General features: G+C 64.6%; 28 protein-coding genes. 6 read left to right on the top strand and 22 right to left on the bottom strand.

Annotation, left to right across the window (positions count from 1 at the left end):
• Window positions 1–25 precede the first annotated feature (25 nt).
• The 6 genes from uxuA to CV770_RS06580 form a co-directional block, all read right to left on the bottom strand.
• Entirely contained in the window at window positions 26–1,216 is a 1,191-nt protein-coding gene (gene uxuA / locus CV770_RS06605; RefSeq protein ID WP_104461727.1) for a mannonate dehydratase, read from the bottom strand.
• Window positions 1,217–1,228: 12 nt separating this feature from the next.
• Window positions 1,229–2,278, bottom strand: coding sequence for an L-idonate 5-dehydrogenase (locus tag CV770_RS06600; RefSeq protein ID WP_104461726.1), 1,050 nt, complete (start codon window positions 2,276–2,278; stop codon window positions 1,229–1,231).
• Window positions 2,275–3,681 carry a TRAP transporter large permease gene (locus CV770_RS06595; RefSeq protein ID WP_104461725.1) on the bottom strand — a complete coding sequence of 469 codons (1,407 nt, stop codon included), beginning with the start codon at window positions 3,679–3,681 and terminating at the stop codon, window positions 2,275–2,277. The genes CV770_RS06600 and CV770_RS06595 overlap by 4 nt, the downstream gene beginning before the upstream one ends.
• A gap of 4 nt (window positions 3,682–3,685) precedes the next feature.
• The gene (locus tag CV770_RS06590; protein ID WP_104461724.1) at window positions 3,686–4,264 is read right to left on the bottom strand and encodes a TRAP transporter small permease; all 579 of its coding nucleotides are present in this window, start codon (window positions 4,262–4,264) and stop codon (window positions 3,686–3,688) included.
• A gap of 143 nt (window positions 4,265–4,407) precedes the next feature.
• The gene (locus CV770_RS06585; RefSeq protein ID WP_409362392.1) at window positions 4,408–5,373 is read right to left on the bottom strand and encodes a sialic acid TRAP transporter substrate-binding protein SiaP; all 966 of its coding nucleotides are present in this window, start codon (window positions 5,371–5,373) and stop codon (window positions 4,408–4,410) included.
• Between the two features lie 82 nt (window positions 5,374–5,455).
• Window positions 5,456–6,268, bottom strand: coding sequence for a FadR/GntR family transcriptional regulator (locus CV770_RS06580; RefSeq protein ID WP_104461723.1), 813 nt, complete (start codon window positions 6,266–6,268; stop codon window positions 5,456–5,458).
• A gap of 144 nt (window positions 6,269–6,412) precedes the next feature.
• On the opposite strand from CV770_RS06580, the gene CV770_RS06575 reads away from it, so the two are divergent.
• Both CV770_RS06575 and CV770_RS06570 read left to right on the top strand, forming a co-directional pair.
• On the top strand, window positions 6,413–7,897 hold the full coding sequence (locus CV770_RS06575; protein WP_104461722.1) for a mannitol dehydrogenase family protein: 1,485 nt from the start codon (window positions 6,413–6,415) through the stop codon (window positions 7,895–7,897).
• A gap of 86 nt (window positions 7,898–7,983) precedes the next feature.
• The gene (locus tag CV770_RS06570) at window positions 7,984–8,391 is read left to right on the top strand and encodes a nuclear transport factor 2 family protein (RefSeq protein WP_104461721.1); all 408 of its coding nucleotides are present in this window, start codon (window positions 7,984–7,986) and stop codon (window positions 8,389–8,391) included.
• Between the two features lie 24 nt (window positions 8,392–8,415).
• Here the strand turns inward: CV770_RS06570 and CV770_RS06565 are convergent, their stop codons facing one another.
• On the bottom strand, window positions 8,416–9,171 hold the full coding sequence (locus tag CV770_RS06565; RefSeq protein ID WP_201759723.1) for an HAD family hydrolase: 756 nt from the start codon (window positions 9,169–9,171) through the stop codon (window positions 8,416–8,418).
• Window positions 9,172–9,315: 144 nt separating this feature from the next.
• Between CV770_RS06565 and CV770_RS06560 the strand changes: the two genes are divergently transcribed.
• A complete protein-coding gene (locus tag CV770_RS06560) occupies window positions 9,316–10,164 on the top strand; it encodes an SDR family oxidoreductase (protein WP_104461720.1) in 849 nt (282 codons plus the stop codon).
• 121 nt (window positions 10,165–10,285) lie between these two features.
• Entirely contained in the window at window positions 10,286–11,554 is a 1,269-nt protein-coding gene (locus CV770_RS06555; protein ID WP_091960912.1) for a serine hydrolase domain-containing protein, read from the top strand.
• Window positions 11,555–11,615: 61 nt separating this feature from the next.
• Here the strand turns inward: CV770_RS06555 and CV770_RS06550 are convergent, their stop codons facing one another.
• Window positions 11,616–12,503 (bottom strand): dienelactone hydrolase family protein, encoded by an 888-nt coding sequence (locus CV770_RS06550; RefSeq protein ID WP_104461719.1) that lies wholly within the window; start codon window positions 12,501–12,503, stop codon window positions 11,616–11,618.
• Between the two features lie 663 nt (window positions 12,504–13,166).
• Between CV770_RS06550 and CV770_RS06540 the strand changes: the two genes are divergently transcribed.
• Window positions 13,167–13,745 carry a MarR family winged helix-turn-helix transcriptional regulator gene (locus tag CV770_RS06540; RefSeq protein WP_104461718.1) on the top strand — a complete coding sequence of 193 codons (579 nt, stop codon included), beginning with the start codon at window positions 13,167–13,169 and terminating at the stop codon, window positions 13,743–13,745.
• A 14-nt stretch (window positions 13,746–13,759) separates the two neighbouring features.
• Here CV770_RS06540 and CV770_RS06535 read toward each other — a convergent pair whose 3' ends face one another.
• Window positions 13,760–14,716 carry a hypothetical protein gene (locus tag CV770_RS06535; protein ID WP_104461717.1) on the bottom strand — a complete coding sequence of 319 codons (957 nt, stop codon included), beginning with the start codon at window positions 14,714–14,716 and terminating at the stop codon, window positions 13,760–13,762.
• Between the two features lie 820 nt (window positions 14,717–15,536).
• Between CV770_RS06535 and CV770_RS06525 the strand changes: the two genes are divergently transcribed.
• Entirely contained in the window at window positions 15,537–16,307 is a 771-nt protein-coding gene (locus tag CV770_RS06525; RefSeq protein ID WP_201759722.1) for a response regulator transcription factor, read from the top strand.
• A 200-nt stretch (window positions 16,308–16,507) separates the two neighbouring features.
• On the opposite strand, the gene CV770_RS06520 is transcribed toward CV770_RS06525, so the two are convergent.
• The 13 genes from CV770_RS06520 to CV770_RS06460 all read right to left on the bottom strand — a co-directional run bounded on the left by CV770_RS06520 (window position 16,508) and on the right by CV770_RS06460 (window position 26,631).
• Complete coding sequence (locus tag CV770_RS06520; RefSeq protein ID WP_104461715.1) at window positions 16,508–16,966, bottom strand: hypothetical protein; 459 nt, start codon at window positions 16,964–16,966, stop codon at window positions 16,508–16,510.
• Complete coding sequence (locus tag CV770_RS06515; protein ID WP_104461714.1) at window positions 16,963–17,475, bottom strand: flagellar biosynthesis protein FlgN; 513 nt, start codon at window positions 17,473–17,475, stop codon at window positions 16,963–16,965. Before CV770_RS06515 ends, CV770_RS06520 begins: the two co-directional genes overlap by 4 nt.
• A 42-nt stretch (window positions 17,476–17,517) precedes the next feature.
• Window positions 17,518–17,994, bottom strand: coding sequence for a rod-binding protein (locus tag CV770_RS06510; protein ID WP_165637521.1), 477 nt, complete (start codon window positions 17,992–17,994; stop codon window positions 17,518–17,520).
• The gene (locus CV770_RS06505; protein ID WP_104461713.1) at window positions 17,991–18,410 is read right to left on the bottom strand and encodes a hypothetical protein; all 420 of its coding nucleotides are present in this window, start codon (window positions 18,408–18,410) and stop codon (window positions 17,991–17,993) included. Before CV770_RS06505 ends, CV770_RS06510 begins: the two co-directional genes overlap by 4 nt.
• A gap of 7 nt (window positions 18,411–18,417) precedes the next feature.
• Window positions 18,418–19,170 (bottom strand): flagellar biosynthesis protein FliR, encoded by a 753-nt coding sequence (gene fliR, locus CV770_RS06500; protein WP_104461712.1) that lies wholly within the window; start codon window positions 19,168–19,170, stop codon window positions 18,418–18,420.
• A complete protein-coding gene (flhA, locus tag CV770_RS06495) occupies window positions 19,167–21,248 on the bottom strand; it encodes a flagellar biosynthesis protein FlhA (RefSeq protein ID WP_091960878.1) in 2,082 nt (693 codons plus the stop codon). The genes fliR and flhA overlap by 4 nt, the downstream gene beginning before the upstream one ends.
• Window positions 21,249–21,324: 76 nt before the next feature.
• Window positions 21,325–21,591: a flagellar biosynthesis protein FliQ gene (fliQ, locus tag CV770_RS06490; protein WP_018318462.1), complete on the bottom strand. Its 267-nt coding sequence runs from the start codon at window positions 21,589–21,591 to the stop codon at window positions 21,325–21,327.
• Window positions 21,588–22,010, bottom strand: coding sequence for a flagellar hook assembly protein FlgD (flgD, locus tag CV770_RS06485; RefSeq protein ID WP_018318461.1), 423 nt, complete (start codon window positions 22,008–22,010; stop codon window positions 21,588–21,590). Before flgD ends, fliQ begins: the two co-directional genes overlap by 4 nt.
• 14 nt (window positions 22,011–22,024) lie before the next feature.
• A complete protein-coding gene (gene flbT, locus CV770_RS06480; protein ID WP_018318460.1) occupies window positions 22,025–22,435 on the bottom strand; it encodes a flagellar biosynthesis repressor FlbT in 411 nt (136 codons plus the stop codon).
• On the bottom strand, window positions 22,435–22,779 hold the full coding sequence (gene flaF, locus CV770_RS06475) for a flagellar biosynthesis regulator FlaF (RefSeq protein ID WP_028145728.1): 345 nt from the start codon (window positions 22,777–22,779) through the stop codon (window positions 22,435–22,437). Before flaF ends, flbT begins: the two co-directional genes overlap by 1 nt.
• 56 nt (window positions 22,780–22,835) lie before the next feature.
• On the bottom strand, window positions 22,836–23,882 hold the full coding sequence (locus tag CV770_RS06470; RefSeq protein WP_091960872.1) for a flagellar hook-associated family protein: 1,047 nt from the start codon (window positions 23,880–23,882) through the stop codon (window positions 22,836–22,838).
• Between the two features lie 3 nt (window positions 23,883–23,885).
• Window positions 23,886–25,364, bottom strand: coding sequence for a flagellar hook-associated protein FlgK (gene flgK / locus CV770_RS06465; protein WP_091960869.1), 1,479 nt, complete (start codon window positions 25,362–25,364; stop codon window positions 23,886–23,888).
• 34 nt (window positions 25,365–25,398) lie between these two features.
• The gene (locus tag CV770_RS06460; protein ID WP_018318456.1) at window positions 25,399–26,631 is read right to left on the bottom strand and encodes a flagellar hook protein FlgE; all 1,233 of its coding nucleotides are present in this window, start codon (window positions 26,629–26,631) and stop codon (window positions 25,399–25,401) included.
• Between the last annotated feature and the right edge of the window lie 54 nt (window positions 26,632–26,685).

The raw sequence follows: 26,685 nt of genomic DNA, 5'->3' as shown, positions 1-26,685 counted from the left end.
CGGCCGTCGCCGAGCCCCGCCTCTATCACCGATGCTCGATCGCGCGGATCGCGCCGCGAAGCTCGGCGAGACCGCGCAGGCGGCCGATCGCGGTGTAGCCGGGGTTGGTGCGCTTGGTGGCGGCGAGGTCGTCGAGCATGCGGTGGCCGTGATCGGGGCGAAACACGATTTGCTTGTCCGGTGCACGCCGCGCGTTCTCCTTGAGCAGCGCCTTGAGCACCGCGACCATGTCGACGTTGCCGTCGAGATGATCGGATTCGTAGAACGACAGCCCGTCGGCCTCGCGCTTGGTGGCGCGGAGATGGGCGAACCCAATGCGCGGGCCGAAACGCTCGGCCATTTCAGGCAGATTGTTCTCAGCGCGCACGCCGAGCGAGCCCGTGCACAGGCAGATGCCGTTGGCCTTCGACGGTACGGCGTCGAACAGCGCCTGATAATCGTCGGCTGAGGAGGCAATGCGCGGCAGGCCGAACAGCGGCCGCGGCGGGTCGTCCGGATGCAGGGTCAAGGACACCCCGAGCTGCTCGGCCACCGGCGTCACGCGCCCGAGGAATTCGGCGAGATGCTGCCGCAGGATCTTTGGCGCGATGTCGCGATAGGTCTCGAGCCGGTCGCGGAATTGCGGGATCGTCATCGGCTCGGTGGTCGAGCCGGGCAGCGCGCTGGCAATGACCATGACGAGATAATCGATATCGGCCTGGCTCATCTGGTCGAACAGCTTTTTCGCGCGCGCCTGCTGCTCAGGTGAATATTCCTGTACGGCAGCCGGCCGCTTGAGGATATGCAGCTCGAAGGCGGCAAAGCGGTCCTGGTCGAAGCGCATGGCGCGGGCCCCGTTCGGCAGCTCCCACTCGAGGTCAGTGCGGCACCAGTCGACCACAGGCATGAAATTGTAGCAGATGATCTTGATGCCAGAGGCCGCGACAGCTTCGAGGCTCGCGATCCAGGCCTCGATCGACTTGGTCGCCTTGCCGCCGAGCCGCTTGACGTCGTCGGGGATCGGAATCGATTCCACCACCGACCAGGTCAGCTGCGAGCGCCCCGGCTGGCCGCGCTCGATGAAGTTCTTGCGCTCCTCGACCGCCTTGCGGGTCCAGGCCTCGCCGATCGGCACCTGATGCAGCGCCGAGACGATGTCGGTCGCTCCGGCCTGCCTAACATCGTCGAGCGACACAGGATCGTCGGGCCCGTACCAGCGCCATCCCTCTAACATCATGGATCCCTCCGATCAGTTCGCGGTCAGCACGACCTTGACGCTCTGCGAGCGGTCGAGCGCCAGCCTGAGCGCATCGGGCGCGGTCGACAGCGGACGCTCGGCCGTGACCAGCGACAGCACGTCGACGCTGCCATTGGAGATCAGTTCCACGGCGGTTGAGAATTCGAAGCCGAAGCGGAACGAGCCGCGCAGGTCGATCTCCTTCGCCATCACCGCATTCGACGGCGTCGGGATCTGGCCGCCCGGCAGATTGCCGATCTGCACCACGATGCCGCCGCGCCTGACGATGCCGATGGCGCTCGCAAGGCCCGCCGCCGTGCCGGAGACTTCAAACGCAACGTCGTAGGGGCGCGCGGCGGCTTGCGCCTTCAGACCTTCCTCGCCGGCCGAGACGTTCTCGACATGCGAGGCGCCGAGCTTGGTCGCAAAAGCCAGCGGTGCCGGCGCGATGTCGGCGACCGTCACATCGGCCATGCCGGCGCGGTGCGCGGCGAGCATGGTCAGAAGCCCGATCGGGCCGGCACCGAAGATGATGCCGCGCTTGCCCTCAATATTGCCGGCACGCGCCACCGCGTGCAGGCAGACCGAAAGCGGCTCGGCCAGGGCTGCGGCCTGGTAGGACACATGGTCGGGAATCTTCACGCACTGCGCGGGGATCGCGTCGAAATAGTTCGCAAAACCGCCCTGCATGTGCGGCGTCTTCGAGGCCGAGCCCATGAAGTAGATGTTCTCGCACAGGTTCGGCCGGCCCTCGCGGCAGGCGACGCAATGGCCGCACCAGCGCGACGGATTGACGGCGACGCGGTCGCCGACCTTCAAATTCGCGGCCGCCCCGGAGATCTCCACGACCTCGCCCGAAATCTCGTGGCCGAGCACCAGCGGCGACTTCACCACGAAATCGCCGGTGCGGGCATGGCGGAAATAGTGCATGTCCGAACCGCAGATGCCGCCGGCGCCGAAGCGGATGCGCACCATGCCGTCCGCGAGCTTGTCGAGCGGATGCTCGACCATGCGCAGATCTTCGGGCCCGAACAGGGTAGCGGCGAGAGCAACGGAGGTCATTTGGAGAGTCCCATGTATTTAGGCAGCCAGAGGGTCAGTTCGGGGATGTAGGTGATTGCGATCAGGGCGAGCATCAGCGGCACCAGCCAGGGCAGGATCGCGACCGTGGTGCGCTCGACCGAGAGTTTTGCCACGCGGGCGAGCACGAACAGCACCATGCCGAGCGGCGGATGCAACAGGCCGATCATCAGGTTCAGCGTCATGATCAGGCCGAAGTGGATCGGGTCGATACCGAGCTTGAGCACGATCGGCAGCAGGATCGGCACCAGGATGGTGATCGCCGCCGTGGTGTCGATGAAGCAGCCGACGAACAGGATCAGGATGTTGGCGAGCGCCAAAAACACCCATTTGTTGTGGGTGACGCTGAGCATCCAGTCCGACAGCGTCTGCGCCGCCTGCGACACCGTCAGCAGCCAGGCGAAGATCGAAGCCGCCGTGACGATGAACAGCACCGAGGCCGTGGTCTCGATGGTGTCGAAGGTCGCCTTCGCCACCGTCTTCAAGGTCATGGTGCGGTAGCGGACGAGGCCGAGGAACAGCGACCAGATCACGGCGGCGACCGCGGCTTCCGTCGGCGTGAACCAGCCGAGCGTCATGCCGCCGATCAGGATCACCGGCGCCATCAGCGCCATCACCGCCGAGAAGTCGAAATACCAGTCGATGATCAGCAGCGTGCCGAGGCCGATGACGACTGCCATGTTGACCGACATGCCCGCAAGCACCATCAGCCAGATCGCCATCGGGAACGCCAGCACGATGGCGATCTCGAGGCCGGCCGAACCGAGCTGCGGCCAGGAGAACGGCGTGTCACTGCCCCATTTGTTCTTGTGCGCGAAATAGGTGACCGTCGCCATCATGAACAACGTCAGGACGACGCCGGGAATGACGCCGCCCAAAAACAGCGCGCCGATCGAGACGTTCGCCATCATGCCGTAGATCACGAAGGGCAGCGACGGCGGGATGATCGGGCCGAGCGTCGCGGAGGCCGCGGTGACGCCGACCGAGAACTCGGTGGAGTAGCCGTGATCCTTCATGGCCTTGATCTCGATGGTGCCGAGACCGGCGGCATCCGCGATCGCGGTGCCGGACATGCCGGAGAAGATCACCGAGCCGATGATGTTGACGTGGCCGAGGCCGCCGCGCATCCAGCCGACCAGGGCGACCGCGAATTTATAGATGCGGCCGGTGACGCCGGCGATGTTCATGAGATTGCCGGCCAGGATGAAGAACGGCACGGCGAGCAGCGGAAAGCTCTCGACGCCGGCGATCATGCGCTGCGCCAGCGTGACGTCGGGCGTCACGCCGCTGACCAGGATGTAGAGCAGCGACGACGCGGCCATGGCGATCGCCACGGGAACGCCGAGCAGCATCAGGATGAGAAAGCCTCCGAGCAACAGCAGCATGATGTCAAATCTCCGATCCGTCGTAGGCACCGGGTCGTTCGAGGACCGAGTAGCCTTGCCGCCAGTGTTGCAGCGCCGCCTGCAACGAGCGCACGAACATCAGCACGAAGCCGAGCAGCACGGCGTAATAGACGTAGTTCTTGGGAAAATTGATCGTGGTCATTGATTCATCGCCGATGATCTGGATGTAGACCCAGACCAGCTTGATGGCGTAGCCGAAGAAGGCGATCCGGATCAGGTCGATCACCGTCGACAGAGCCCGCGCCACGAGGTGCGGCAGGTAGCGATAGACGAGATCGACCTGGATGTGCCGCGACAGCCGCACGCACATCGAGGCGCCGATGAAGACCACGCCGATCAGGCAATAGGTCGCGATCTCCTCGGTCCAGGCGTAGCTGTCGTTGAGCACGTAGCGGGTGAAGAACTGGAGGAAGACGGCGAGCGCCATCACCCAGAAGATCGCGAGCGCCACCCAGTCCTCGAACGCGTAGATGCCGAGGTCGACCTTCGGCGTCGCCTCCTCCTCGAAGGTATGGGCGATCTCGTCCGCGGTGATCTGCCGGTGTATTTCGGCGGTGGACATGGGTTGCTCCTCAAACTTGCAGCACGTGATTAACACGTCATTCCGGGGCGGCTCGAAGAGCCGAACCCGGAATCTCGAGGTTCTCAGGTGCGCAATTGCGCACCGTAGTTCTCGCTTCGCGAGCCCCGGAACGACAGCGCTAGTTATTTCACCGCCTGGATCTTTTCCCAGTCGGCCTTGCGATAGCCGAACGTCTCGAAGGCGACGTTCTTCAGCACGGTGTCGCGGAACTCGTTCTTGTCGACCTCGGTCACGCTCAAGCCCTTCTCCTTGAAGAAGGCGACCAGCTTGGCCTCGTTCTGCTTGATCTCCGCGGTCGCCTTGGCGGCGGCCTCCTGGGCGACGTCGGTGAAGATCTTCTTGTCTTCGTCGGAGAGCTTCTTCCACAGCGCGCCGGCGACAACCGTGTTGAGGTGATCGACGATATGGCCGGTCAGCACGATGTGCTTCTGCACCTCGTAGAACTTCTTGGCCTCGATGGTGGTCAGCGGGTTTTCCTGGGCCTCGACGGTGCCGTTCTGGAGCGCGAGATAGACTTCGGCGAAGGCGATCGGCGCGGTGTTGGCGCCGCAGGCGCGCGGCATCGCGAGATAGGCCGGCACGTCCGGCACGCGCATCTTCAGGCCCTTCATGTCGGCGCAGGTCTTGATCGGCTTGTTCGACGAGGTCTGGCGTACGCCGTAATAGGTCACCGCGACGATGTGGTGGCCGCTCTTGTCCTCATAGCCCTTGGCGAGCTCCTTGAAGATGTCGCTCTTGGTGTAGGCGAGCAGATGATCGGCATCGCGGAACGTATAGGGATAATAGGTCACGCCGATCGGGGGGAAGCTCTTGGCCGCGAAGCTCGAGCCGGAGATGATGATGTCGACCGAGCCGAGCGACAGGCCCTGGTTGATGTCGGCTTCCTTGCCGAGCTGCGAGGCCGGATAGACGTCGATCGCATAGCGCCCGTTGGTGCGCTTGCCGATCTCCTGCGCGGCCCAGACCGAAGCGGTGTGGAACGGCTCCGAGGTCTCGTAGACATGGGCCCATTTGAGCTTGGTCTGCGCCACGCTGGCCTGGGTGGCAGCCAACAGCGTGGCGGCGGACATCACTGCTGCAATCGTCATTTTCTTCAACATCGACTTTTCCTCCATCGTTCAAGTCTGCTTCTTGTTCGCCCGCCCCAGCACGGATGCGGGCCGTACAATCTCATCGCCGCCGCGCGCTGCCGCTCTTGGCCTGCTTCTTCGGTGGACGCTTTGGTGCCGCCGGCTTCGCCGGGGATCGCGCGGTGCGGCTCCGCCCCGAAGACGATCCCGGCGCGTTCTCGGCGCCGAAATTCTGCGCGAAGCGCTCCTGCGACCGCGCCAGATGCGCGCGCATCGCATCGCGCGCGGCTTTCGGATCGTGCGCCGCGATCGCCTCGCGTACGGCGCGATGCTCGTCGAGCGCGGTGCGCCAGGTGCCCGGACTTTCGAAATAATGCGCGAGCTGCGCGAAATAGGGATTGAGGCGCTGGTCGAACAGCTCGCCGACTACGCGCACCAGAACGGCGTTGCCGAGGCTGCCGGCGATCGCGACGTGAAACGCGCGGTCGTGCACCATCGAGGCTTCGCCGGGATGCTCGACATTCTCCATTGCGAGGAGCGAGGCGTCGATGCGGGCGATATCGTCCCTGGTCGCGACGCGCGCGGCCTGTTCGGCGATGGCGCTTTCGAGGAACTCGCGGGCGCGCAGCAGCTCGAACGGGCCCTCGATGACGGACGCGGCTGCGGGCGCGGCGATTGCGGCGGGCTCGATCACATAGATGCCGGAGCCGACGCGGATGCGCAGGCGGCCCTCGACCTCGAGCGCGATCAGGGCTTCGCGCACGGTCGGCCGCGACACCCTGAGCTGCTCGGCGAGCTCGCGCTCGGTCGGCAAGCGGCTGCCGACCGCGTACTCGCCGCTGTCGATCAGGCTTCGCAATTGATCGGCGACCTGGCGATAGAGCCGTCTCGCCTCCACAGCTTCCAGCGGCACGCTGGTCCTCCCGAAAGGGTCGCGCGGGGCACCTGAAATGCCCACGGCCCGCCAATTTTGGAAAATTGGTCTTACCAATTGACCGGAGCATTGACCCGATACGGGCGCCATGTCAAGCAGCGGCAAAGCAAAGGGGAGACGTCCATGCGCCCAGGTTCAACGCGCCTTGGCCGCGCCAATCTCGACCGGCTGGCAGCTGGCATCCGCCGTCCGGCCTACGACCGGTCGCGCATCACGCCCGGCATCGTGCATCTCGGCCTCGGCGCGTTTCATCGCGCGCATCAGGCCGTCGTCATCGACGATTGCCTTGCGGCAGGCAGCTCGTCCTGGGGCATCGTCGGCGCCAGCCTGCGCAGCCCGGATACGCGCGACGCCCTCGCCCCGCAGGATCATCTTTACACCGTTGCCGTGCGCGCCGCCGAAGGCACCGAGCATCGCGTTATCGGCGCGCTGCTCGACAGCGTCGTCGCGCGCGAAAGCCCGGCAGCGTTGGTCGAGCGGATGGTCGATCCCGCCATTCGCATCGTCTCGCTGACGGTCACCGAGAAAGGCTATTGCCACACGCCGCAGACTGGCGATCTCGACGGACGGCATCCTGATATCGTGCACGATCTGAACAATTTCGACGTGCCGCGCTCGGCGCCTGGCTTCATCGTCGCTGCACTGGCGCGGCGGCGCGCGCTGGGCGCCCCGCCCTTCACCGTGCTGTGCTGCGACAACCTCGCCGCAAACGGCCACACCCTGCAGCGCATCGTGACGCAGTTCGCCGCGCTCCGCTCCAGGGAACTCGGCAAGTGGATCGTGGATAATGCCGCTTTCCCCTCAACCATGGTCGACCGCATCGTGCCGGAGACGAATGATGCCGACCGCGATGCGGTCGCGAACGCGCTCGGCATGCGCGACGCCTGGCCCGTGATGACCGAGCCGTTCACGCAATGGGTGGTCGAGGATCGTTTCACGGCCGGCCGGCCCGACCTTGCCGCCGCCGGCGTCGAGCTCGTCGCCGACGTCAAGCCGTTCGAGCTGATGAAGCTGCGGCTGCTCAATGCCAGCCATTCGGCGCTGGCTTATCTCGGCTATCTCGCAGGCTACGAGACCATTGCCGACACCATGCAGGATCCGCACTTCGCCCGGCTTGCCGCGCAAGTGATGGAGGAAGCCGCGGTGACGCTGACGATGCCTGTCGGCACTGACCTTGCCGCCTATCGCGCCTCGCTGCTCAAGCGCTTTGCCAATCCGGCGCTGCATCACCGCACCTGGCAGATCGCAATGGACGGCTCGCAAAAGCTGCCGCAGCGGCTGCTCGGCGCGATGCAGGACCGCCTCGCCAGGAACTTCCCGATCGCAACGCATGCGCTCGCGGTGGCGGGCTGGATGCGCTACGTCACCGGCCTCGACGAGCAGGGCCGCACCATCGACGTGCGCGATCCCCTTGCCGCCGAATTCGCCGCGCTGGCGCGCGAGGCCGGGCCTGTTGCCGAGCGGCTCGCGCCTGCGCTGCTCGGGGTCGAGAAGGTATTCGGGCCGCTGGGCGCCGAGCCGCGCCTGCGCGAGGCCGTGACCACGGCGCTCGGCCGGCTCTACAAGGATGGCGCGCGGCGTGCCGTAGAGACACACGTCTCGGTGTGACTACAAAGCGGGCAATGCTGCACTGCGTTCAAAGTCGAACGGAAGTCGCGCTTGATTTTTGCCTGGCCTTGCCCCACCCGAGAGCGATGGCAAAAGACAGTAAGATCATCGCCGCCAACGCGGCCTTTTACGCCGCATTCTCGACCGGCGACTTCGACGGCATGGAACAGATGTGGGCGGACGACGACGGCATCTCCTGCATCCATCCCGGTTGGCCGGCCATCATCGGGCGCGCCACGGTGATCGGAAGCTGGCGCGACATCCTGCAAAACCCCGAGCGGCCGCAGATCGTCTGCGCCGAGCCGCAGGTCATCGTCGACGGCGACAGCGCCCGCGTGCTCTGCATCGAGATCGTCGACGGCACCGCTCTGGCCGCCGCCAACCATTTTCGCCGCGTTGGCGACGAGTGGCGCCTGGTGCACCACCAGTCGAGCCCGATCGCGCAGATTGTCGAGCAGGCTGAGGACGATAGAGCGAGCCACCGGGTCCACTGAACGCTGCCAGCACCCGGGCGTGAGCTACTGTGCATGGGGTTGTTTTTCAGTTTCTTGTTTGGCGACCCCGAGTTCCGACAGGTCATCCAGCACGGCCCGCGCCGCGGAAAAATCATCATCCGCAAAGAACATGCTCCGGGTGATCAGAACCGGAATGCCGGCGCGTGAGGCCGCGATCAGCCCGTTGGCGGAATCCTCGATGGCGACGCAGTCGGCCGCGCTCAGCTGCAGCCATGCCAGCGTTTCCAGATAGACGTCCGGTGCCGGCTTCTTGTGCCTGACATCGTCACCGGCGACGATGGCGTCGAACTCTGCAGCCCAATCCGCCCCCAGCGCCTGCGACAGCAGCGCATCGATGTTGCCGTGGGAGGTCGTGGTCGCAATCGCGAGCCGCTGGCCGCGCGCCTTCGCCGCGGCGAGCAGCTCGATCACGCCCGGCCTTAGGGAACAGCAGCCGGTTTCGACCAGCCCGGCGTAATGCGCGGTCTTGATGCGGTGAAGCGCTGCAATGTCCGCATCCGACAGGGCCGGCGCGATCCCTAGCCTTTCCTGGTAGGCGCGCATGCGCTCCTTGCCGCCGGTCACCCGCAGCAGGTCCTTGTAGACGGCGCGGTCCCACTGCCAGTCGAGACCGTGGCGGGCGAAGGCATGATTGAAGGCCTGCCGATGCAGCTCCTCGGTCTCGGCCAGGGTGCCGTCGACGTCGAAGATCAGCGCGGCCGCGCGCCGGACCAGCTCATTGGCGTCCGCCGGCACCAAGGCGAGCGCTTCTGCCTGCATGATCGATGCCTCCCTGTGACAGGCGAACATCGCCCGAGGCAGGAGGCGAGACAAATCGCAATATCTTTTGCCGGACCCAAAAATCTCTTATGAGCAAACGACGCGACGGCGCGGACGGGAACTTTCGACCTGCACAGGAGACGCATGCGGCTCTTCATCCTTGGCCTCGGCTATAGTGCCCGGCATTTCGTCCGCAAACATGGCGGCAGCTTCTCGCATATCGCCGGCACCGTGCGCGATCCCGCGCAGCGGGATGACCTCGCCTGCATCGAGGTCCACGCCTTTTCGAGCGAGCCTCCTGCACGCGAGACGGTCGAGCAGGTTCGCGATGCCGATGTCCTTGTGGTGTCGATCCCACCCGGCGGCGCCGACGATCCTGCCATCGCCACGTTCGGCGATGTGCTTGCGACGGGCCGCCTCAAGATCGTCTATCTCTCCACCATCGGCGTCTACGGCGATCACGCCGGCGGCTGGGTCGACGAGAGTACTCCGCCGCAGGCAACGCTCGACCGCGCCCGCATGCGGGTTGCCGCCGAGCAGGCCTGGATGGACATTGCGCGCGGCGATGCCGCGATCCTGCGGCTTGCGGGCATCTACGGCCCCGGCCGTAACGCGCTGGCGACACTGCGGGCCGGGACAGCCCGCCGCGTCATCAAGCCGGGACAGGTCTTCAACCGCATCCACGTCGACGACATCGCGAATGCGATCATGGCTGCCATTCACCACCGAGGCGGCGGCATCTGGAACCTCTGCGACGACGCGCCGGCGCCGCCGCAGGATGTGATCGCCTATGCGGCGAAACTGATGGGCGTTGCGCCGCCGCCCGAAGAGGCGTTCGCGACGGCCGAGATGTCGGCGATGGCCCGCAGCTTCTATACCAGCAGCGCCCGCGTCTCCAACGCAAAACTGAAGCGCGAGCTCGGCGTCACGCTTGTCCACCCGACCTATCGGCACGGCCTTGATGCGCTGTGGCATGCAGGCGAAGCACGATAAGGCACCGCCGCGTCCGGCACGTCCCAGACATGCCCTGCCCGCGCTTGACTTCGCGCCGGTGCAGTCGTGATCTAGGCGTGCAACGAGCCACTCACACAACGAGCTCGTGCGGGAGGACATAATGAACAAGACGATCGCTATGATCGCGGCGGCGGCTGCCGTCATCACATTCGGCACGGCCATCGCCGCGCCGCTGCCCGAAGCCAAACCCGATGACGTCGGCTTCTCCAGTCAGGGCCTTGCGCGCCTCGACAATTTCTTCGCCCGCGAGATCGCCGCCAAGCGCGTGCCCGGCGCGGTGGTCGCCATCGCGCGCGACGGCAAGCTCGTGCACTACAAGGCTTACGGCATGCTGGATCCGGACAAGGGCACGCCGATGCCGATCGATGCGATCTTCGCGCTGGCCTCGATGACCAAGCCGATGGCCGCGGTCGCGAGCCTGACGCTGATGGAGCAGGGACGGCTGCCGCTCCAGGCCAAGCTGTCCGATTACTATCCCGGCTTTGCCGACATGAAGGTCGGCGTGACCGAGGCCAACGGTTCGCTCAAGCTGGAGCCGCAGGCCTCGCCGATCTTCATCCACGATCTCTACCGGCACACCTCCGGATTGATGTATGGCGGCCGGCCCGACAGTTCGAGCCCGGTGGCCCGGCAATATCCTGACGGCGTCGCGCCCGCGATCGAAGGCGACACCCAGGCGTTCATCGACCGCATCACCAAACTGCCGCTGGCGCATCAGCCCTCGACCGAGTTCGAATACGGTTTTTCGATCGACGTGCTCGGCGCCGTCGTCGAGAAGGTGAGCGAGCAGAAGCTCGGCGAGTATCTCGCCGCCAATGTCTGGCAGCCGCTCGGCATGAAGGACGCGACCTTCCACCCGACCGACGCGCAACGCCCTCGCCTCGCCCGCCCCTTTGCCAACGATCCGCTGACGGGCAAGCCGCAGGCGATCAAGCTGCTCGACACCCCGACCAAGTTCGACTGCGGCGGCGCCTGCTCGTTTGCGACGGTCGGCGACTACGCCCGCTTCGGGCAGATGCTGCTCAACGGCGGCGAGCTCGACGGCCAGCGCATCCTCGGTCCGAAGACCGTGCATCACATGACGACCAACCACCTTGGCCCCGAGATCAAGAACAACGTGGCCAATGTCGAGCCGCATCGCGGCGGCTTCGGTTTTGGCCTTTCGGTCGCGGTTCGCACCAGCGAAGGGCTGTCGTCGGTCCCCGGCAATCCCGGGGAGTTCACCTGGAACGGCGCCTACGGAACGCAATTCTTCTGCGACCCGAAGGAGCGTCTCGTCGTCGTGGTGGGAACGGCTGCGCCCGGCGAGCTCAGGAAGTATTATCGCGAGCAGGTTCAGGACATCGTCTATGGCGCGATGGTGAAGTAAGATCGGCACGCATTGAAAGAGAAAGGGCGGCCGATCGGGCCGCCCCTTGTTTTGACCAGCGTCAGCTCAACACGCCGTGCTTCTTGAACCAGGCCTGCGCCTGCTTCCAGGCATCTTCCGCGGCGTCCTTGCGGTAGCTGCCGCGATAGTCGGCATGGAAGCCGTGCGGCGCTTCGGGGTAGATCTTGAATTCGGCCGTCTTCTTGCTCTGCTCGAGTGCGGCCTTCATCTGCTCGACCTGGGCGACGGGAATGCCGGTATCGGCGCCGCCGTAGAGGCCGAGCACCGGCGCCTTCATCTCGGGCGCGAGCTGCATCGGGCTCTTCGGCAGCAGCGGATTTTCGGGGTCGACCAAGGTGCCGTAGAAGGCGACGCCGGCCTTGAGCGTGCTGCTATGGGCGGCATATTCCCAGACGGTGCGCCCGCCACGGCAGAAGCCGATGATGCCGAGCTTTGCGGTGTCGCCGCCTTGTGATCCAGCCCAGGCCGCCACCGCGTCCAGATCGGACAGCAGCTCCGCGTCCGGCTTGGAATTGACCACCGGCAGCAGATCCTTGACCTCGGCGACCTTGGTCAGATCGATGCCTTTGCGGAAGTAATAATCGGGCGCGATGGCGAACGCGCCAAGCTTGGCGAGGCGCCGCGTCACGTCCTTGATGTATTCGTGCAGGCCGAAAATTTCCATCGCCACGATGATCACCGGCGCCTTGGTGTTGCCGGCGGGACGGGCGAAATAGACGGGCATCTCTTCGGAGCCGACCTTGATCCTGGCGTCACCGACTTGAAGACCATTGGCGTCGGTCGTGATCGCCTCGGCGCGCACGGGCCCGGCCGCAAGCGTGTAGCCGGCGGCGACGGCCGCGGTCGCGCTCATGAATCCACGTCGCGAGACCGGGGCGACTTTCGTCAACCCGACGACGTCGGAGGTCATGGTGGTTTCGAAGCTCATCGGTCTATCCCTTGCTGCTGCCTATGCTGGTGCCCCGGGGGCGACGCATTCGCCAATAGTTGCCGGCGAGATGCAAATCACCAGCCTGCGAGCACGCGCGCTTTCAGGCCAGACAGTGCCGTTTCTGCACCGGCGCAGTCTCGGGCATCGGGCTCATCGCGACAAAGTTAGACGACTGCGGCACGCCGGAGGCGACGGCGGCTGCGATCGCTCGTGCGCCGACTTAACCGTCTAGCTGCACCGCATCGCAACATCCATTAACCGAAAAAGAAGACTCTCCCTCGGCTGGCCACACCGCCAGGCGCTGCAGGTGATGCGCATGTGCGCGCATTCGACACGCTCACCCGCAACAAATGGGCACCGCAGTGGCCACGATGACACATCATGTTGCTCGCGCATCGCACATCGCCGTCAATCACGCGCGAGCCGTCGTCATTTGATTGAAATTTTCGGAGGACTTGAGCCGTGCGATTTACTCGAACTTTCTTTGTGACGCCCTAGTTCCACGGCCGGAAGTTCCATCTCTGCAACGGAGAGCTTCTTCCCCACGCGGTCCGCCGTCCGGCAACGGACGAAGGGTCACGCGAGGACTTCATTCTCGTCCACACAGATTGCGCACCCCAAGGCTCAATTGAATAAAGCTTTATCCGATCTGGAATTGAAATGAATTTGGCTCGCGAATCGATTGAACTGTTGGAGCAGGTCGCACGAATCCTGTGGTTCGAAGGCACCAAGCACGGCTTGCGCGACCGCGAGTGGATGGCGCTGCGCTTCCTTTCCCGCGCCAACCGCTTTTCGCGGACGCCTTCGGCGCTCGCGAGTTACGTCGGCACTACGCGCGGCACCGCCTCGTTCATCATCGGGGAGCTCGAGCGGCTGGGTTATATCGAGCGAAAACGCTCGGCCACCGACAAGCGCTCGGTGATGCTGAGCGTGACGCAGCAGGGCAAGAAGTTCCTGGTGCGCGACCCCGTCAGCGTTCTCATCGAGGCGATTGCCGTTCTCGACGACGAGGTCAAGATCCGCTTCCGCGACACCTTCCGGCACGTGCTGGATCAGTCGGACGCGGCCGAGCAGCGGCACCACACCGACGTTTGCAAACGATGCATCTTCCTCCGGGAGGAGCGCACCACCAACGACAGCAAGGCAGCGGCCGAGTTCAGCTGCCGCCTGTTCCGCTCGCCGATCGCGGAGGCGGAGGTCGATCTGCTATGCACCAGCTTCGAGCATCACCGCCAATAGAGGACAGCCCTCGATCAGGGCGTCGCCTTGCGTGACGAATAGATGACGCCGCCGCTCGCCTCCACCACCAGGCGCCCGTTCTCGCTCCTGATCTCCTCGATGCGGCCAAGACCTGGCACCTGCTGTCCCAGCACGGCCTCGATGACGCCGTTCGGACCCTGCAGGATCGCAATGCCTTCATAGGCTTGGCGGACCGACCAACCCTTGATCACCTTCCGCGGCGCCGGCGCGCGCTCGGACGGGGATACCGAGCCCGTAAACTCGGGCGCTGCGACCGAGGCCATCATCGATCCTTGCTGTGGCGAGGGCTGCGATTGCACCATGGCCGGCGCCGGAGCCGGCGTCTGAACCTGCGCTTGAGCGAGCTTGTCGAGCTTCACCGTCGAGGACGAGCTCACCCGCTCGATGCGGTCCAAATTCTCGGCGAACCTGCCGAAACGGTCATTGGTCGCCTTGCTCGACTGATCCACCGCGGTGCGTAGGCCGTCGAGATTTTCCGACACGCCCGACACCTGCTTGCGCAGATGCGCGACGGTCTCGCGCAGATTCCTGATCTCCGTATTGGCTGCAACGTTGTTCTGGGCGGGCTGCGTGGTGAGATAGGCGATCACGCCGGTGCAGGCGCAGACCACCAACATGGCGGCGACCGCCAATGTCGCGAGCGGCGCAACCCAAGTCGGACGGGGCGGCGGCGGCTTGGCGACGATCACGGCCGGCTTGATCACGGTCGGCGCAGGCTTGGGGATCGCCATCTTGTCGAGACGCGCCTTGGCGCGAATACGTTTCAGCCCCTCGAGTGCCTCCTTCGCGAGAGCTTCATCGCTTGCCGCGGCCGACGCTCGCTTTGCGCCCGCAGCAGGCCTGGGCGCTCGTGCCGTATCGTCCTTCGTATCGCGTACTTCGGGAGCCGGCTTCGTCGTTGCGGAAACATCAGCGGTCGCGTTGGGACGAGCTTGTCCATCGGACAACATGTGAAAATGCTCCGTTCGGTTCGATCTGTCGAACGGTGACGTTATTTGCCGAAGCTTGCCTGAAACGTGCGCATCGAAAACTTTTCCATCGCGCGCGATGCGACGTCGCATGAGTCAATCGCGTCATGGACGTGGCAAGAGTGCGACTCGAAAGACACACACTCGCCAAGATTTCGCCAGGCTGGAGTCTCGCCGCCACACGTGAGTCGAATTGTCGCACGGGGAAACACGCCCACGAGAGTCAATCCCGGGTTGAAAACCCCTCGATATGCCTGATCCACCACACCACCTAAAATAGCTGTGATTGTACGGGGATGCGGAACCTTAGACCCATCACGATGCAGAACTAGTTTAGTTTCCAAATCAACTGATGCGTTTGCATATATCAAGAAACAACCCGAAACAAACCAACAGCATCAAGCACACGTAGCAATCGCTTTGTTACGCACGCTTGATCGGAAATCGGCAATTGTTACGGTCCTACTCAAGTGATTCTCGCCAGTTGGCGAGGAGATCGACACAGATTCAGTGGCGTTCGGACGCGATGAGCAACTTGGCGCAACTGTTCTAGGTCGTTTCTCAATCCGCCCCGCGAGGTGATCCGTAAGACACCCGCCGGGCCTCACGCAGTAAGCGTTCAGTATCGAGTTGAAGTACCAGGTCTGCGAGACGCAGGCACTGAATGCGTAGGGCTGCCCGCGAATATCGAAACCATAACAACGGTTCGCGGGAAGGAATGTCGTCAAACAGCATCGTTGCCGAGCCGGGCATCACAACAACCAACCGGCCGCGACAGGTGCGAAACAGGGGCGAAAGACTGATGTATATTATCGTTGATGATCGCGAGAGCGTCGCGAACAGCTATGTCGGAGGGCTCGTTCGCGAAGGCGTATCGTCGATCGGCTTCTCCTCCGGAGAATTCTGGGACTGGCTGCAATCCGCGAGTGAATCGGATCTGGCAGCGGTGGACGCCTTCCTCCTCGGGGATTGCGATGCCCGCGGAAGCCTGCCGCGGGCGATGCGCAAGCGTTCCTCGGCTCCCATCATCGCCATGAGCGGCCAGAAGATGCTCAAGAACACGCTGGAGCTGTTCGAATCGGGCGTCGACGACGTCGTGCACGTGCCGATCCACCTGCGTGAGATCCTTGCCCGAACGGCCGCGATCGCGCGCCGCCGGGTGGGCGAGCTGCCGAGGCCCTGCGAGAGCAGGATCCAGGTCTTCTTCAACGGCCGTGACCCCGAGATCGCGGGCCACGCCCTCACGCTGCCCCGCCGCGAACTGCGCATTCTCGAATATATGGTCAGCAATCACGGCAAGTGGATCACCAAGACGCAGATCTTCAACGCGGTCTACGGCATCTTCGAGTCCACCTTCGACGAGAGCGTGATCGAGAGCCACGTCAGCAAGCTGCGCAAGAAACTCCGCGACCGCCTCGGCTTCGACGCGATCGTGGCCCGGCGCTACGTCGGATACCGCCTCGACATCCCGGCCGGCGAGACCCTCGACTTGCCGATGCAGGAGCTCGACGAGGTCGGCATCATCCTGAACAGGGCGCATGCCGTCCCGGCGGCCTACCCGGTCGGCAACTGACACGGCACAAGCCTGCGGGCGAAACCGACAACGGCCTCTGCGAAGCACCTTCGCAGAGGCCGTTGCACGTTCGGGGGCGGAGACATGGGATGAGCCCCGCTAGCACCTCGATGGAGATGCGTTCCCTCCCCCCTTGTGGGGGAGGGAACGGAGAGAGCGCTGCTGTCGGCCGAACTCAATTGCCTCCAAGCCATCCCGACTTACGGCTTCTGCTGGAATTCTTCCCTGGAGACGTAATTGAAATCCTCGACCAGGACGTCCTGGACGACGTCAGCCTGCATCCGCTCGTTGACGCGCTGCTTGATGGCGGTCGTCAGGATGGAGAGGTCGTAGCGGGCGAGCTTCCTGAAGTCGAGACGGTCGTCGGCATAGATCCTGCGAAAGGCCTCGTCGACGACGAACGGCTCCGGCGGAACGTTGAGCTGGTGCATCGTCCGCGCCTCCACGGTGTAGACGAAGCGCGCGACGATATAGCCCTGCACATTGCCGTTCTCGACCATGGGCACGCTCAATGCCCGGGTCTTCTGGTATTGCAGCCCGTCGAGATATTCGTCCTTCGCCGGCAGCAGGCTGCCGTTCTCCTTCCAATAGGCCACGCCATAGCTCGTGCCCGCGGTGAGGATGCATACCCAGAGCCCGGCTAGCACCAGTCTGATCATTTTCCGTCCTGCGCTGCGCGGCCGGTATAGGTACCGTCCGACTCGGCCTCCTTGATCGCCTTGACGATGATGCCCGCGACCTCGCGCACCGCGTCGTAGTGCATTTCGAGGATCGAGCGATTCCGCTCGAGCTTCTCGCGCAGCCGCCGAATTTCCTCGGTGACCTCGACGTCGCCGCCGAGATGCATCCGCGCCCGCATCAGGCGGACGAATTCGAGCATGCTCCGGCTCTTCCGCGCGCTGAAGTCGTCGAAATCGATCTTCTGACGCGTCGTGAGCGCGACCGTCTCCTCCTCTACGATGCTCTCGAGCCGGCGGATCGCTGCCAGCAGGCCCCGCACTTCATCCGATCTCGCCGCATCCGCGCCGCCGACCACGGCCTCGCCGCTCATGATCGGCAGCAGCACCGGCAGAAGCGCATCGGCTTCTGCTGCTTCCGTCGTCATCACCCCGGTGTCCACGACCGGCTGCTCGATCACCATGGCCGCCGCGCTGTCTTGTGCCTGCATAGGAAATTCACCCTTCAACTTCTGTCACCCGTTCGCGGATCATCATCCGGCCTTGCCGGCACCGTTCGGCCCCGCCGGATTGGCGGCGGCCAGCTGCTTGGCGATGCCAATGCCGTTGCCCTTTGCCAGCTGGCTGCCAAGCTGCTCCGCCAGCATCGACTTCCAGACGCCGCCGGCCGTGCCCTTGCCAAAGACCTGCTCGGATTCCTTCGGCAACATCGTCTCGACGAAGGTCTGGAGGATGAAAGCTTCGAACTTCCGGTACACTTCGCCCGACGCCGGCGCCTTGATCATCCGCACCGGGGCCCCGTTCACTGCATCCGACTGCGCCTCGGAAACCTTCGTGGCGGGCTGCTCGGCAGCTGCCGCCGCCTTGCCGGCCTCCGCGTCCATCGTGGCGGCGAAGTCGGCATCGGAGGATTTCAGTGCATCGAGTTTCGCGGTCGCCGTGCGCTGGGTCACGGGATCGGCGGCCTCGAGGACGTCGAGAACGAGGTCGGGCGTCGCGGTCACGATCATGGCTTGTTCCGATTGGCTGGCCGTGGCGTCCACGCGCGCACGGCTGGGCTTATTCCCGTCATCTCCTCGAGGGAGCGCTTCTCGGCGTCACGGAGCTTGTCGGCCAGCGCCGCCTTCGCGACCTGCTCGAGCTGCTTCACGCGGCGGCTCTCGGCGCGGACCTGGTCGAGCTGCTGCGCGGCCTGCGTCTGGATCGCGCGCGCACCGACGCTCGTCCTGTTCAAGCGCCGCGCGATCGATTCGCTCGACGATCCCACCGGCGGCTTGCCATCATTCAGGGCTCCCACCAGCCATTCCTGCTCGTCCTGCAGGCTTCTCTCCTGCTGCCGCAGCTGCGCGAGCTGCCATTCGGACAGCCGGAGCTGGAGCCTCACCAACGAGACCATCCGGCCGAGCTTGTCCGCGCGCGACGTCATCACAGGCTCACTCCGCCAGCCAGGACGAGAGGCCGAGCATGAATTGCGTCAGCAGCTCGTCGCTCGTGAGGTAGAGCAGCAGGAAGCCGCCGAACAACACGAAGGGCACGGAGATGAAATAGACCGGGATCGCCGGCGTCAGCTTGTTGACCAGACCGACCGCCAGGTTGACGATCACCGAATAGACGATGAACGGGCTGGCGATCCGCAGCGTCAGCACGAATGCTTCCGACAGGCGGCCGACGAGCAGGTCGAGCGCCATGCCGCCGCCGAGCCTGTCGCCGGGACGCCAGACGTCGTAGGAGTTCATCAGCCCCCGCAGGACCTGCCAATGCTGGTCGGTCATGAAGAACAGCGTGGTAACGGACACCATGATCAGCGGCACCAGCGCCGGCGCCGGATCGCTGTCGGCAACCGGCGTTCCCGGGATGTTGCTGAGCCCGATCGCGCTCGCCATCACCGTCGCCATGGTCTGGAGCGCGAGAAAGAACACCCGCCCGCCGAGCCCGATGACGCTGCCGACCACGAGCTCGGAGCAGATCAGGAGCGCCAGCGTCAGCGGCGCGGCGTTGTCCGTGAGCGGTTTCAGCACCGCGATCAGGATCGGCGTCAGCGCGAACGTCGTGACGAGCGCGACGAACAGGCGGACCTGGGCCGGAACGTTGACGCTGGAAAAGCCGGGCACCAGCATCAGGCAGGCGCCGATGCGGCAGAACACGATGAACGTCACCAGCACGCTGTCGGCAAGGCCGCTGATCACGACACGGCTCCGAGCGCCCTGATCTCGGCGCTGCGCGCGACTTCGACATGCGACAGGATCGGCAAGGTCGGGAACACCCGCTCCAGGATCATCCGGACATAGGGCCGGGCTTCCGGCGTCACCGCCAGCACCACGCTGGTGCCGTTCTCGGTGAACTTGCGGATCGCGGCGCTGGCCTCGGTCGCGAACTGCTCGATCAGGCGCGGATCGGCGTCGAACTCGACGACGTCGCCCTTGGCGTCGCGCTTCAGGCTCTGGTGGAACGCCAGGTCCCAGCGGTTGCCGAGACGGACGACGTTGAGCACGCCGTTGTCGGAGAGATCGCCGCAGATCTGCTGGGCAAGCCGCGTCCGCACGTGCTCCGCGACCTGCTCGGAGCGGCGCACGTGAGGTGCGATCTCGGCGATCGCCTCAAGGATGAGGTGAAGATTGCGGATGGAGACGCGCTCGGCCAGCAGGATCTTCAGGATCGCCAGCAGGCCGGAATAGGAGATCTGCGACGGGCAGAGATCCTCGACGAGACGCTTGTACTCGGGATCGAGCCGGTCGAGCAGCGCGCGCATGTCCTTGTAGGACAGGAGCTGGGCGAGGTTCGCCCGGATCACTTCGCTCAAATGCGTGAGCAGCACCGACAGATTGTCGACCGGCTTGCAGCCCTGCCGCTTGACTTCGTCCGTGAAGGCTTCCGTCACCCACAACGCTTTCATGCCGAAAGCGGGTTCGACCACCTCTTCGCCGGGCACGTCGGGCTTGCCGTCCTTGTCGACCAGCACCAGCACCTCGCCGAGCCTGAGCTCGCCATGGGCGACGCGGGTATCGTGGATCCGGATCTGATAACCCTTGGGATCGATCGACAGATTGTCGCTGAGCTTGATCTCGGGAATGACGAAGCCGTACTGCTTGGCGAACTTCTTTCGGATCTTGGCGACGCGGTGGGCAAGCTCGGTGCGCGAGCCCAGCAGATGGACCGAAAGATGGCCGCCGAGCGCAAGCTCGATCTCGGCGGTCTTGAGCTGGTCCTTGACGGATTCCTTGGCCTCAGCCTGGGCGCGCTCGTCGGCCTTGCGCGCGTCCTCCTTCTGCTTCAAGGCCGCCTGCTGCTTCGGCAGGGAGTAGCCGACGAAGGCCATGACGCCGCCGAGCAGCACGAAGGGCGCCAACGGCAGCCCCGGCATCAAGGCGAGCACGAACATCATCAGCGCGGCGGCCGACACAGCACGGGGGTAGCCGCCGAGCTGACGCAGAACGGCCTGCTCGGCCGATCCTCTCGTGCCGCCCTTGGAGACCAGCAGGCCGGCCGACAGCGACACGATGAGTGCCGGCATCTGCGACACCAGACCGTCGCCGACGGAGAGCTTCGTGTAGACGTCGGCGGCGCGCGACAGGGTCAGCCCGTGATGGGTGACGCCGATGATGATGCCGCCGAAAATGTTGATCGCGGTGATGAGCAGGCCGGCGATGGCATCGCCGCGAACGAACTTCGAGGCACCGTCCATGGCACCGAAGAACGCGCTTTCTTCTTCGAGCTCGCGGCGCCGGCGCTGGGCCTCCTTGTCGTCGATCAGGCCCGCCGACAGATCGGCGTCGATCGCCATCTGCTTGCCGGGGATGGCGTCGAGGGTGAAACGGGCGCCGACTTCGGCGATACGCGTCGCACCCTTGGTGATCACGACGAAATTCACGGTGACCAGGATGGCGAAGATGATCAGGCCGATGACGAAGTCGCCGCCCATGACGAACTTGGAGAAGCCGGCGACGACGTGGCCGGCGGCCTGTTCGCCTTCCCCGCCGCGCGACAGGATCAGACGGGTGGTCGCGACGTTCAGCGCCAGCCGCAAGATGGTCGCGATCAGCAGCACGGTCGGGAAGGCCGAGAAGTCGAGCGGTCGCTGGATCCACAGCGCGACCATCAGGATCAGCGCCGACAGCGCGATCGAGAACGCAAGGCCGAGATCGATCAGGATCGGCGGGATCGGCAGGAACAGGATCGTGAGCATGGCCACGATACCGCCGGCGAAAAAGGCGTCGGCCCCCAATCGTCGTGGGGTCGGCAGGCTAGCAGCTAACGTATCGGCCATGGGTCACCGGCAGAGGGTCCACCCCTAATCTGCCCCGCAAAGCTTACGCGGGGATGGTGGCCGAAGCCCGCACGGATCAGAAGCCGCGCTCGATCCGCGAATAGACCATCTCGGTGAAGGTGGACAGGTGCGCGCCGATGAAGGAGCCGGAGACGGCAACGACCAGGAGAATGACGATGATCTTCGGAACGAAGGTCAGCGTCACCTCCTGGATCTGGGTCAGGGCCTGGATCAGCGCGATGATGGTGCCGACCAGCATCGCGGCGCCGACCGCGGGCCCGGAGGCGACGATGATGGTCCAGATCGCCGCCTGGACGATGTCGAGAGCGTCGCGTTCGTTCATGACTGGCTGATCGTGAGTCCCGGCCCGACCGCGACCTTGGTGCCGTTCTCGAGGGTCGCGATGGAGCCGTCGGCGTTGATGGAGACCGAGACCACCTTGCCGCTGAAGCTGGCGCCGGTGGCGTCGGTGAAGCTGACGGTCTTCCCGATCAGGCCGTTGGCCTGTGACAACGACTGCGAGGACAGCAGCGCATCCAGCTTCGAATTGGTCTGCATGGCCTGCTCGACCGTCGAGAGCTGCGCGAACTGGCTCATATATTGCGAGGTATCCATCGGATTGGTCGGATCCTGATTCTTCATCTCGGCGACGAGAAGCTGAAGAAACGTGTTGTAGTCGACGCTGTTGCTCGAGGTCGAATTGGTGGAGCCGGTCGAACTGGACGACTTGCTCGTGCTGTCGGTCGCACTGTTGACGTTCATGTACCTCTCCGCTGTCAGGCAGCCTGGAATGGGGACTCGGTGATGGCGCCGGCCAGGATGGCCTGCTCCACCGGGAACAGGGCCCGGATCCGCTTGAGCGCCTCGAAGTAGCGGGTCGCCTCGACCAGCTCGTCGACCGCGCCCAGTCCGTCCAGCATCTCGCGGCTCTCGCACACCGCGCACAGGGCTGCATGATGCTGGGCATAGAGCGCCGCGGCGTCGCGGATGTCGGTCGGGTTCATCAGCATGAGCTGGACGATGAAGTAGAGTTGCCGCAGCGCCGTGGTGGCGTCGGACGCCTGCATGACCTGCCCTTCGAGCAGGAACATCACGTCGTTGACGAGCTCGACGGAGACCTTGCGGTCCACGCGCAGCACCGCGCCGTTGATGTAGATCCGTTCGCCCGCCCGCAAGGAGATCTTCATCAAAGAGCGTCTCGGATCAGGCGGTTGATTTCGATGAGCTGCATCACGTCGTTCGATCTCTCCTCGCGAAGGCGATCGGCCTCCTTCACGACCCACAGGCCGATCGAGATGATGTCGGCGCGCAGCTTGTCCGGGAGCCCGTTCTCGGGGTGCGAGAGGTCCTCGATGAAGATCGTCCACAGCCGCCGCACATAGAGCAGGCTCTCGACCAGATCCTCGAGGCGGAACACGCCTCTCTGAATCCGCTCGAGCCGGTCAATGCCGAGGCTGAGCGCCTGCCGCTCGCGGCCCCGCGCCTCGTAACCGCTCTCGTCGACGACCGATTCATAGGCTTCAAACGTCATCAGCATCACTCTGCGCAGGAGACCGGATAACAAGACGAGGCCTGCGAGCCTCGGCTCTAGAGGTAGTTGATGAGGCTGATCTGCTGGAGCTGCGAGGTCAGCGCGAGCGCCGTCTTGATCTGGGTCTGCAGGGTGTTGACGCGGACCGAGGCCTCGGTCGGGTCGACCGCCTCCAGCTTGACGATCTGGTCGTTGAGGATGTCCTTCTGGATCTTCAGCTTCTCGGTCGCTCCGGTGACCCGTTGCTGGATCGAGCCGACGGTACCGCCGAGCACGGCGAGATCGTTGATCGCGCCGCTGACCAGACCGATCGCCTTGTCGACGACGACCTGAAACGTGTCCTTGCTCAGGCTCGTGTTCCCGAGATCGGTGAGCATGGTGTAGGCCTCGGCCAGCTTGCGAAAGCCGGGCTGGTTGGCGCTGACCGAGCTGTCGACGACCTCGGTCGTGGAGATGCGGCTCGACAACGTCTGGTCCGTGGCCGACGACCAGTTGGCGTTCCAGGCCGGGCTTGCGAACTCGGTGTCAAAGGCATTGTCGAGGAAATTCTGCATCTGCGCCGGCGTGATGGTGCTCACGCCGGGTGCAGACTGCGAGAAGCCGAACGTCGCCAGGAAGTCCGCATCGACCTGGTTCTTGCTGGCCGAGCCGGCCGTGTAGTTCGTGATGGGCACGGTCTGCGTATCGATTCCGCCGAACAGATACGACCCGTTGTAGGAAACGTTGAGCGCGCCGATGACGTCCTGAAGGTTCGCGGACGCGCTCGGCAGGATGATCTTCGCGCCGCTCTCGGCGTCGCGGGCCGCGATCAGGTTCTTGAGGAATTCCGACGCGGTCTTGCCGAGTTGCGTGATCCGGTTCTGGGTCACGTCGAGGCGCCCCGCAACCAGCTCGTTGGTGTCGACGAGCTGATCGGCGAAGTTGAAATCGGCGCGCAGCGCCACGTCGCGGCCCGTTCCCGTGCCGAGCTCGAGGCCGACATCGGCGAAACGGCCGGTGGTCGCCTCCTTCGAGGCCTTGGTCAGCGCGCTCTGGTTGTTCGTGATCGACGACCTCAACGATGAAGACAGCATCAGGGTCGAGATGTAGTTCGCGCTCATCATGACTTAATTCCCCACGGCAGCCAGCAGGCTCTGCAGCATCTCATCGACGGTGGAAATGATCTTCGACGACGCCGAATAGGTGCGCTCGACCTGGAGCATCAACGACATCTCGTCATCCATATTGACGCCGCTGACGTTGGACAGTGCCGCGGTGCTGCGGTCGAGCAGCGTATTCTGGTACTGGACATTGTCGTCGGCGGTCTTGCGTTGGCTTTCGATCCAGCTCGCCGAGGAAGACGCGAACTCGATCACGCTGCCGCTCGGCTTGCCCTGGGCCGAGGCGTCGAACGGCTGCGGCGCTTCCATCTTGTTGATGAGCTGCTGCAGCCGCGCCGAGAAGCCGGCATTGCCGGTCGTGTTGTAATTATAGGCGGCAACGCCGCTGATCGCGCCGTCGCGCAGCAGGTTCGGGTTTCCGCCCACGGCCGGATCGACCGAAGCGGCAACCGAGATCCTCCCGGCGAGGCCCACCGAGATCGTGGCGCTCGCGGGCATCGCGGGCGCGCCGGGATAAGTGAACAGGCCGGGCCGGTCCGCCAGCGTCGGGACAGCTGACTGGTCGCTTTCCTTGAAGGCGTCGATCAGGCCGCGCGCGATCTCGTCGAGCTGGCTCTGATACGTGACCGTGTCCTTGTCGCGCAGTTGGGCCAGGCCGGCGAGCTTGCCGGACTTGAGCGGCATGACGGAATTGGCACCGGTCACGGGAACGCCGTCGATGAAGACGGCATTGCCCGTGGTGCCGGCGGTATAGGCGTTGGTCGGCGCAAAGCTCACGGTCCGCGCCGTCTTGTCGAACAGCACGACGCCGCTGTCGGTATAGAGCGCGGCGTCTCCGTTGGGCCGGATCGACATCGAGACGCCGACCTCCTGCGACAGCCTCGATACGATGCTATCGCGCTGGTCGAGATAGTCGGTGACGTCGTCGCCGGAGATCGTGCCCTTCACGACGGCGGTGTTGACGGTCTGGAACTGGGACAGCAGCTGGTTGATGTTGGCGACCGAATTCGCCATGTCGGCGTCGGCCCCCTCGCGGACCGACTGCACCGTCTTGGTGGCCTGGTTGAGCCCGGTCACCATGTCCTTGGCGGACGTCACGGCGGCCTGCGCCAGGGTCGCATTGTCGGTGGAGTTGGCGTATTGCTGCAGCGCCTGCTTCAGCTTGTTGAGCTGGGCGGTCGGCGACTGCTCGAGCTCGGGATCGTCCACCGTCGCGGCCGCGATCTTCTGCAGGCCGTCATAGATCACGCTCTGCTTGGCCGACGACGAGGTCGCGGTCAGCACGTTCGAATAGAGACCCGAACTGGCCGCACGCTGGATCGCCGCAACATAGACGCCGGTGCCGGGGAGGTTGTCCAGCACGGCGATCTTGCGCGAATAGCCGGTGGCGCTGGCACCGGCGATGTTGCGCGAGATCGTCGACGACTGGATGCCCGACGCCATGAGCGAGGCGCGAGCGGAGTCGAGAGCGGCGGTAAGGGACATGATCTGCTCTTGCCGGGGGTGAGCGCCGAAGAATTCAGCGCTTCAGGTTGACGACGACGTCGAGCAGGTCGGCGCCCGTCTGGAACGATTTCGAGTTGGCGGTGAAGCCGCGCTGCGCCTCGATCATCCCGGTGAGCTCGTCCGCGAGATCGACGTTGGAGTCCTCCAGCGCACCGGACTGGACCGTGCCGAGCCCGCCGGTGCCGGCATTCCCGGCCTGCGCATTGCCGGAATTCATGTTGGTCGAATAGACGTTACCCGGCTCGGGGGTCAGATTGTCGGGGCTCGCGACGTCGGCGAGCATGATCGTGTAGAGCGTCAACTGCTGCCCGTTCTTGAGGATCGCCGTCACATGGCCCGCCTCGTCGACATCGACCTTGTCGATCGCCGCGGGCACGCTGCCGTTGACGGTGGCCTTGAAGCTGAAGTCGGCTCCAACCTGCGTCATGTTCGACAGGTCCATGGTCATCGCCGCGCCGCCCGGGACCGTGAACGTAAGGCCCGTCGGGCTCGCCGCGGCCAGCGCGCCCTTTCCGGTCGCGGTGGTGTCGAAGGTGAAAGTGGTGGCGGCGGCGAGCGAGGTGCCCGTCGCGGAGTTGTAGACCTGAACCTGCCAGGTATCCGAGCCGGCCGCCGTCGCGGTGTGGGACATATAGACGTCGAGCGTAACGGCCTGACCGATATTGTTGTAGGCGACGATCGAGCTCTTCGACGAATATGACGCCGGACCTGGCGGACCGGCAATGACAGCCGCCTTCGGATCGAGATTGCCGGTCGTTAAGGTCCCCGCAGTCGACGGCACCGGCACCTGCGAGACCTGGGCGATGTTCACGATCTGCATTCCAGCCAGGCTGTTCTGCGAGAAATTGGTCACTTTACCGGGCTGGCCCAGAAGGTAGTAGCCGGCCGCGTTGACGAGGTTGCCCTGAGCGTCCGGCACGAAGGAGCCGGCGCGCGTCAGATATTGCTGCGTGTTGGTGGCGTTCGAGACCACGAAGAAGCCGTTGCCTTGCACGGCAAGGTCCGTGGACGACGTCGTGAACTGCGTATGCCCGGCGTCGCTGATGGCGTAACGGACGGTCGTCTCGACAGCGCCGGAGTCGTAATTGCCAGAGCCGCTCTTCAGGATCAGCGAGGAGAATTCGGTCGAAGCCCGCTTGTAACCGGTGGTGTTGACGTTCGCGATGTTGTCCGAAACCGTCGACAGCTTGTTGGACTGCGCGCTCATACCGGAAACGCCGGTGCGCATAACACCATACAGGCTCATGAAGTGGGCTCCTTTGGTAGGTTGCAGTTACAATGGGGGATCTTGCTTGCGCGG

It is taken from the genome of Bradyrhizobium sp. AC87j1, from assembly GCF_002936975.1.
Lineage (GTDB): Bacteria > Pseudomonadota > Alphaproteobacteria > Rhizobiales > Xanthobacteraceae > Bradyrhizobium > Bradyrhizobium shewense.
Note: the sequence above shows the minus strand (reverse complement) of the source record. Positions and strands in the feature narration are given on the sequence as shown.

What these genes read in the sequence shown, in the direction of transcription:
- CV770_RS06510 (WP_165637521.1), bottom strand. Translation starts at nt 17,994, where the DNA reads ATGATCGTGACCGCGACGCCCGACCTCGTTCTCGACGTCCTCGAGGCC.
- CV770_RS06560 (WP_104461720.1), top strand. Translation starts at nt 9,316, where the DNA reads ATGCGGCTCTTCATCCTTGGCCTCGGCTATAGTGCCCGGCATTTCGTC.
- CV770_RS06460 (WP_018318456.1), bottom strand. Translation starts at nt 26,631, where the DNA reads ATGAGCCTGTATGGTGTTATGCGCACCGGCGTTTCCGGTATGAGCGCG.
- CV770_RS06565 (WP_201759723.1), bottom strand. Translation starts at nt 9,171, where the DNA reads ATGCAGGCAGAAGCGCTCGCCTTGGTGCCGGCGGACGCCAATGAGCTG.
- CV770_RS06570 (WP_104461721.1), top strand. Translation starts at nt 7,984, where the DNA reads ATGGCAAAAGACAGTAAGATCATCGCCGCCAACGCGGCCTTTTACGCC.
- flaF (WP_028145728.1), bottom strand. Translation starts at nt 22,779, where the DNA reads ATGACGTTTGAAGCCTATGAATCGGTCGTCGACGAGAGCGGTTACGAG.
- CV770_RS06520 (WP_104461715.1), bottom strand. Translation starts at nt 16,966, where the DNA reads ATGATCAGACTGGTGCTAGCCGGGCTCTGGGTATGCATCCTCACCGCG.
- CV770_RS06555 (WP_091960912.1), top strand. Translation starts at nt 10,286, where the DNA reads ATGAACAAGACGATCGCTATGATCGCGGCGGCGGCTGCCGTCATCACA.
- CV770_RS06470 (WP_091960872.1), bottom strand. Translation starts at nt 23,882, where the DNA reads ATGATGAGCGCGAACTACATCTCGACCCTGATGCTGTCTTCATCGTTG.
- CV770_RS06585 (WP_409362392.1), bottom strand. Translation starts at nt 5,373, where the DNA reads ATGACGATTGCAGCAGTGATGTCCGCCGCCACGCTGTTGGCTGCCACC.
- CV770_RS06600 (WP_104461726.1), bottom strand. Translation starts at nt 2,278, where the DNA reads ATGACCTCCGTTGCTCTCGCCGCTACCCTGTTCGGGCCCGAAGATCTG.
- CV770_RS06535 (WP_104461717.1), bottom strand. Translation starts at nt 14,716, where the DNA reads ATGTTGTCCGATGGACAAGCTCGTCCCAACGCGACCGCTGATGTTTCC.
- uxuA (WP_104461727.1), bottom strand. Translation starts at nt 1,216, where the DNA reads ATGATGTTAGAGGGATGGCGCTGGTACGGGCCCGACGATCCTGTGTCG.
- flgK (WP_091960869.1), bottom strand. Translation starts at nt 25,364, where the DNA reads ATGTCCCTTACCGCCGCTCTCGACTCCGCTCGCGCCTCGCTCATGGCG.
- CV770_RS06505 (WP_104461713.1), bottom strand. Translation starts at nt 18,410, where the DNA reads ATGACGTCGCGCGCGGACAAGCTCGGCCGGATGGTCTCGTTGGTGAGG.
- flbT (WP_018318460.1), bottom strand. Translation starts at nt 22,435, where the DNA reads ATGAAGATCTCCTTGCGGGCGGGCGAACGGATCTACATCAACGGCGCG.
- CV770_RS06575 (WP_104461722.1), top strand. Translation starts at nt 6,413, where the DNA reads ATGCGCCCAGGTTCAACGCGCCTTGGCCGCGCCAATCTCGACCGGCTG.
- CV770_RS06550 (WP_104461719.1), bottom strand. Translation starts at nt 12,503, where the DNA reads ATGAGCTTCGAAACCACCATGACCTCCGACGTCGTCGGGTTGACGAAA.
- CV770_RS06595 (WP_104461725.1), bottom strand. Translation starts at nt 3,681, where the DNA reads ATGCTGCTGTTGCTCGGAGGCTTTCTCATCCTGATGCTGCTCGGCGTT.
- CV770_RS06540 (WP_104461718.1), top strand. Translation starts at nt 13,167, where the DNA reads ATGAATTTGGCTCGCGAATCGATTGAACTGTTGGAGCAGGTCGCACGA.
- CV770_RS06515 (WP_104461714.1), bottom strand. Translation starts at nt 17,475, where the DNA reads ATGCAGGCACAAGACAGCGCGGCGGCCATGGTGATCGAGCAGCCGGTC.
- fliQ (WP_018318462.1), bottom strand. Translation starts at nt 21,591, where the DNA reads ATGAACGAACGCGACGCTCTCGACATCGTCCAGGCGGCGATCTGGACC.
- flgD (WP_018318461.1), bottom strand. Translation starts at nt 22,010, where the DNA reads ATGAACGTCAACAGTGCGACCGACAGCACGAGCAAGTCGTCCAGTTCG.
- flhA (WP_091960878.1), bottom strand. Translation starts at nt 21,248, where the DNA reads ATGGCCGATACGTTAGCTGCTAGCCTGCCGACCCCACGACGATTGGGG.
- CV770_RS06525 (WP_201759722.1), top strand. Translation starts at nt 15,537, where the DNA reads ATGTATATTATCGTTGATGATCGCGAGAGCGTCGCGAACAGCTATGTC.
- CV770_RS06590 (WP_104461724.1), bottom strand. Translation starts at nt 4,264, where the DNA reads ATGTCCACCGCCGAAATACACCGGCAGATCACCGCGGACGAGATCGCC.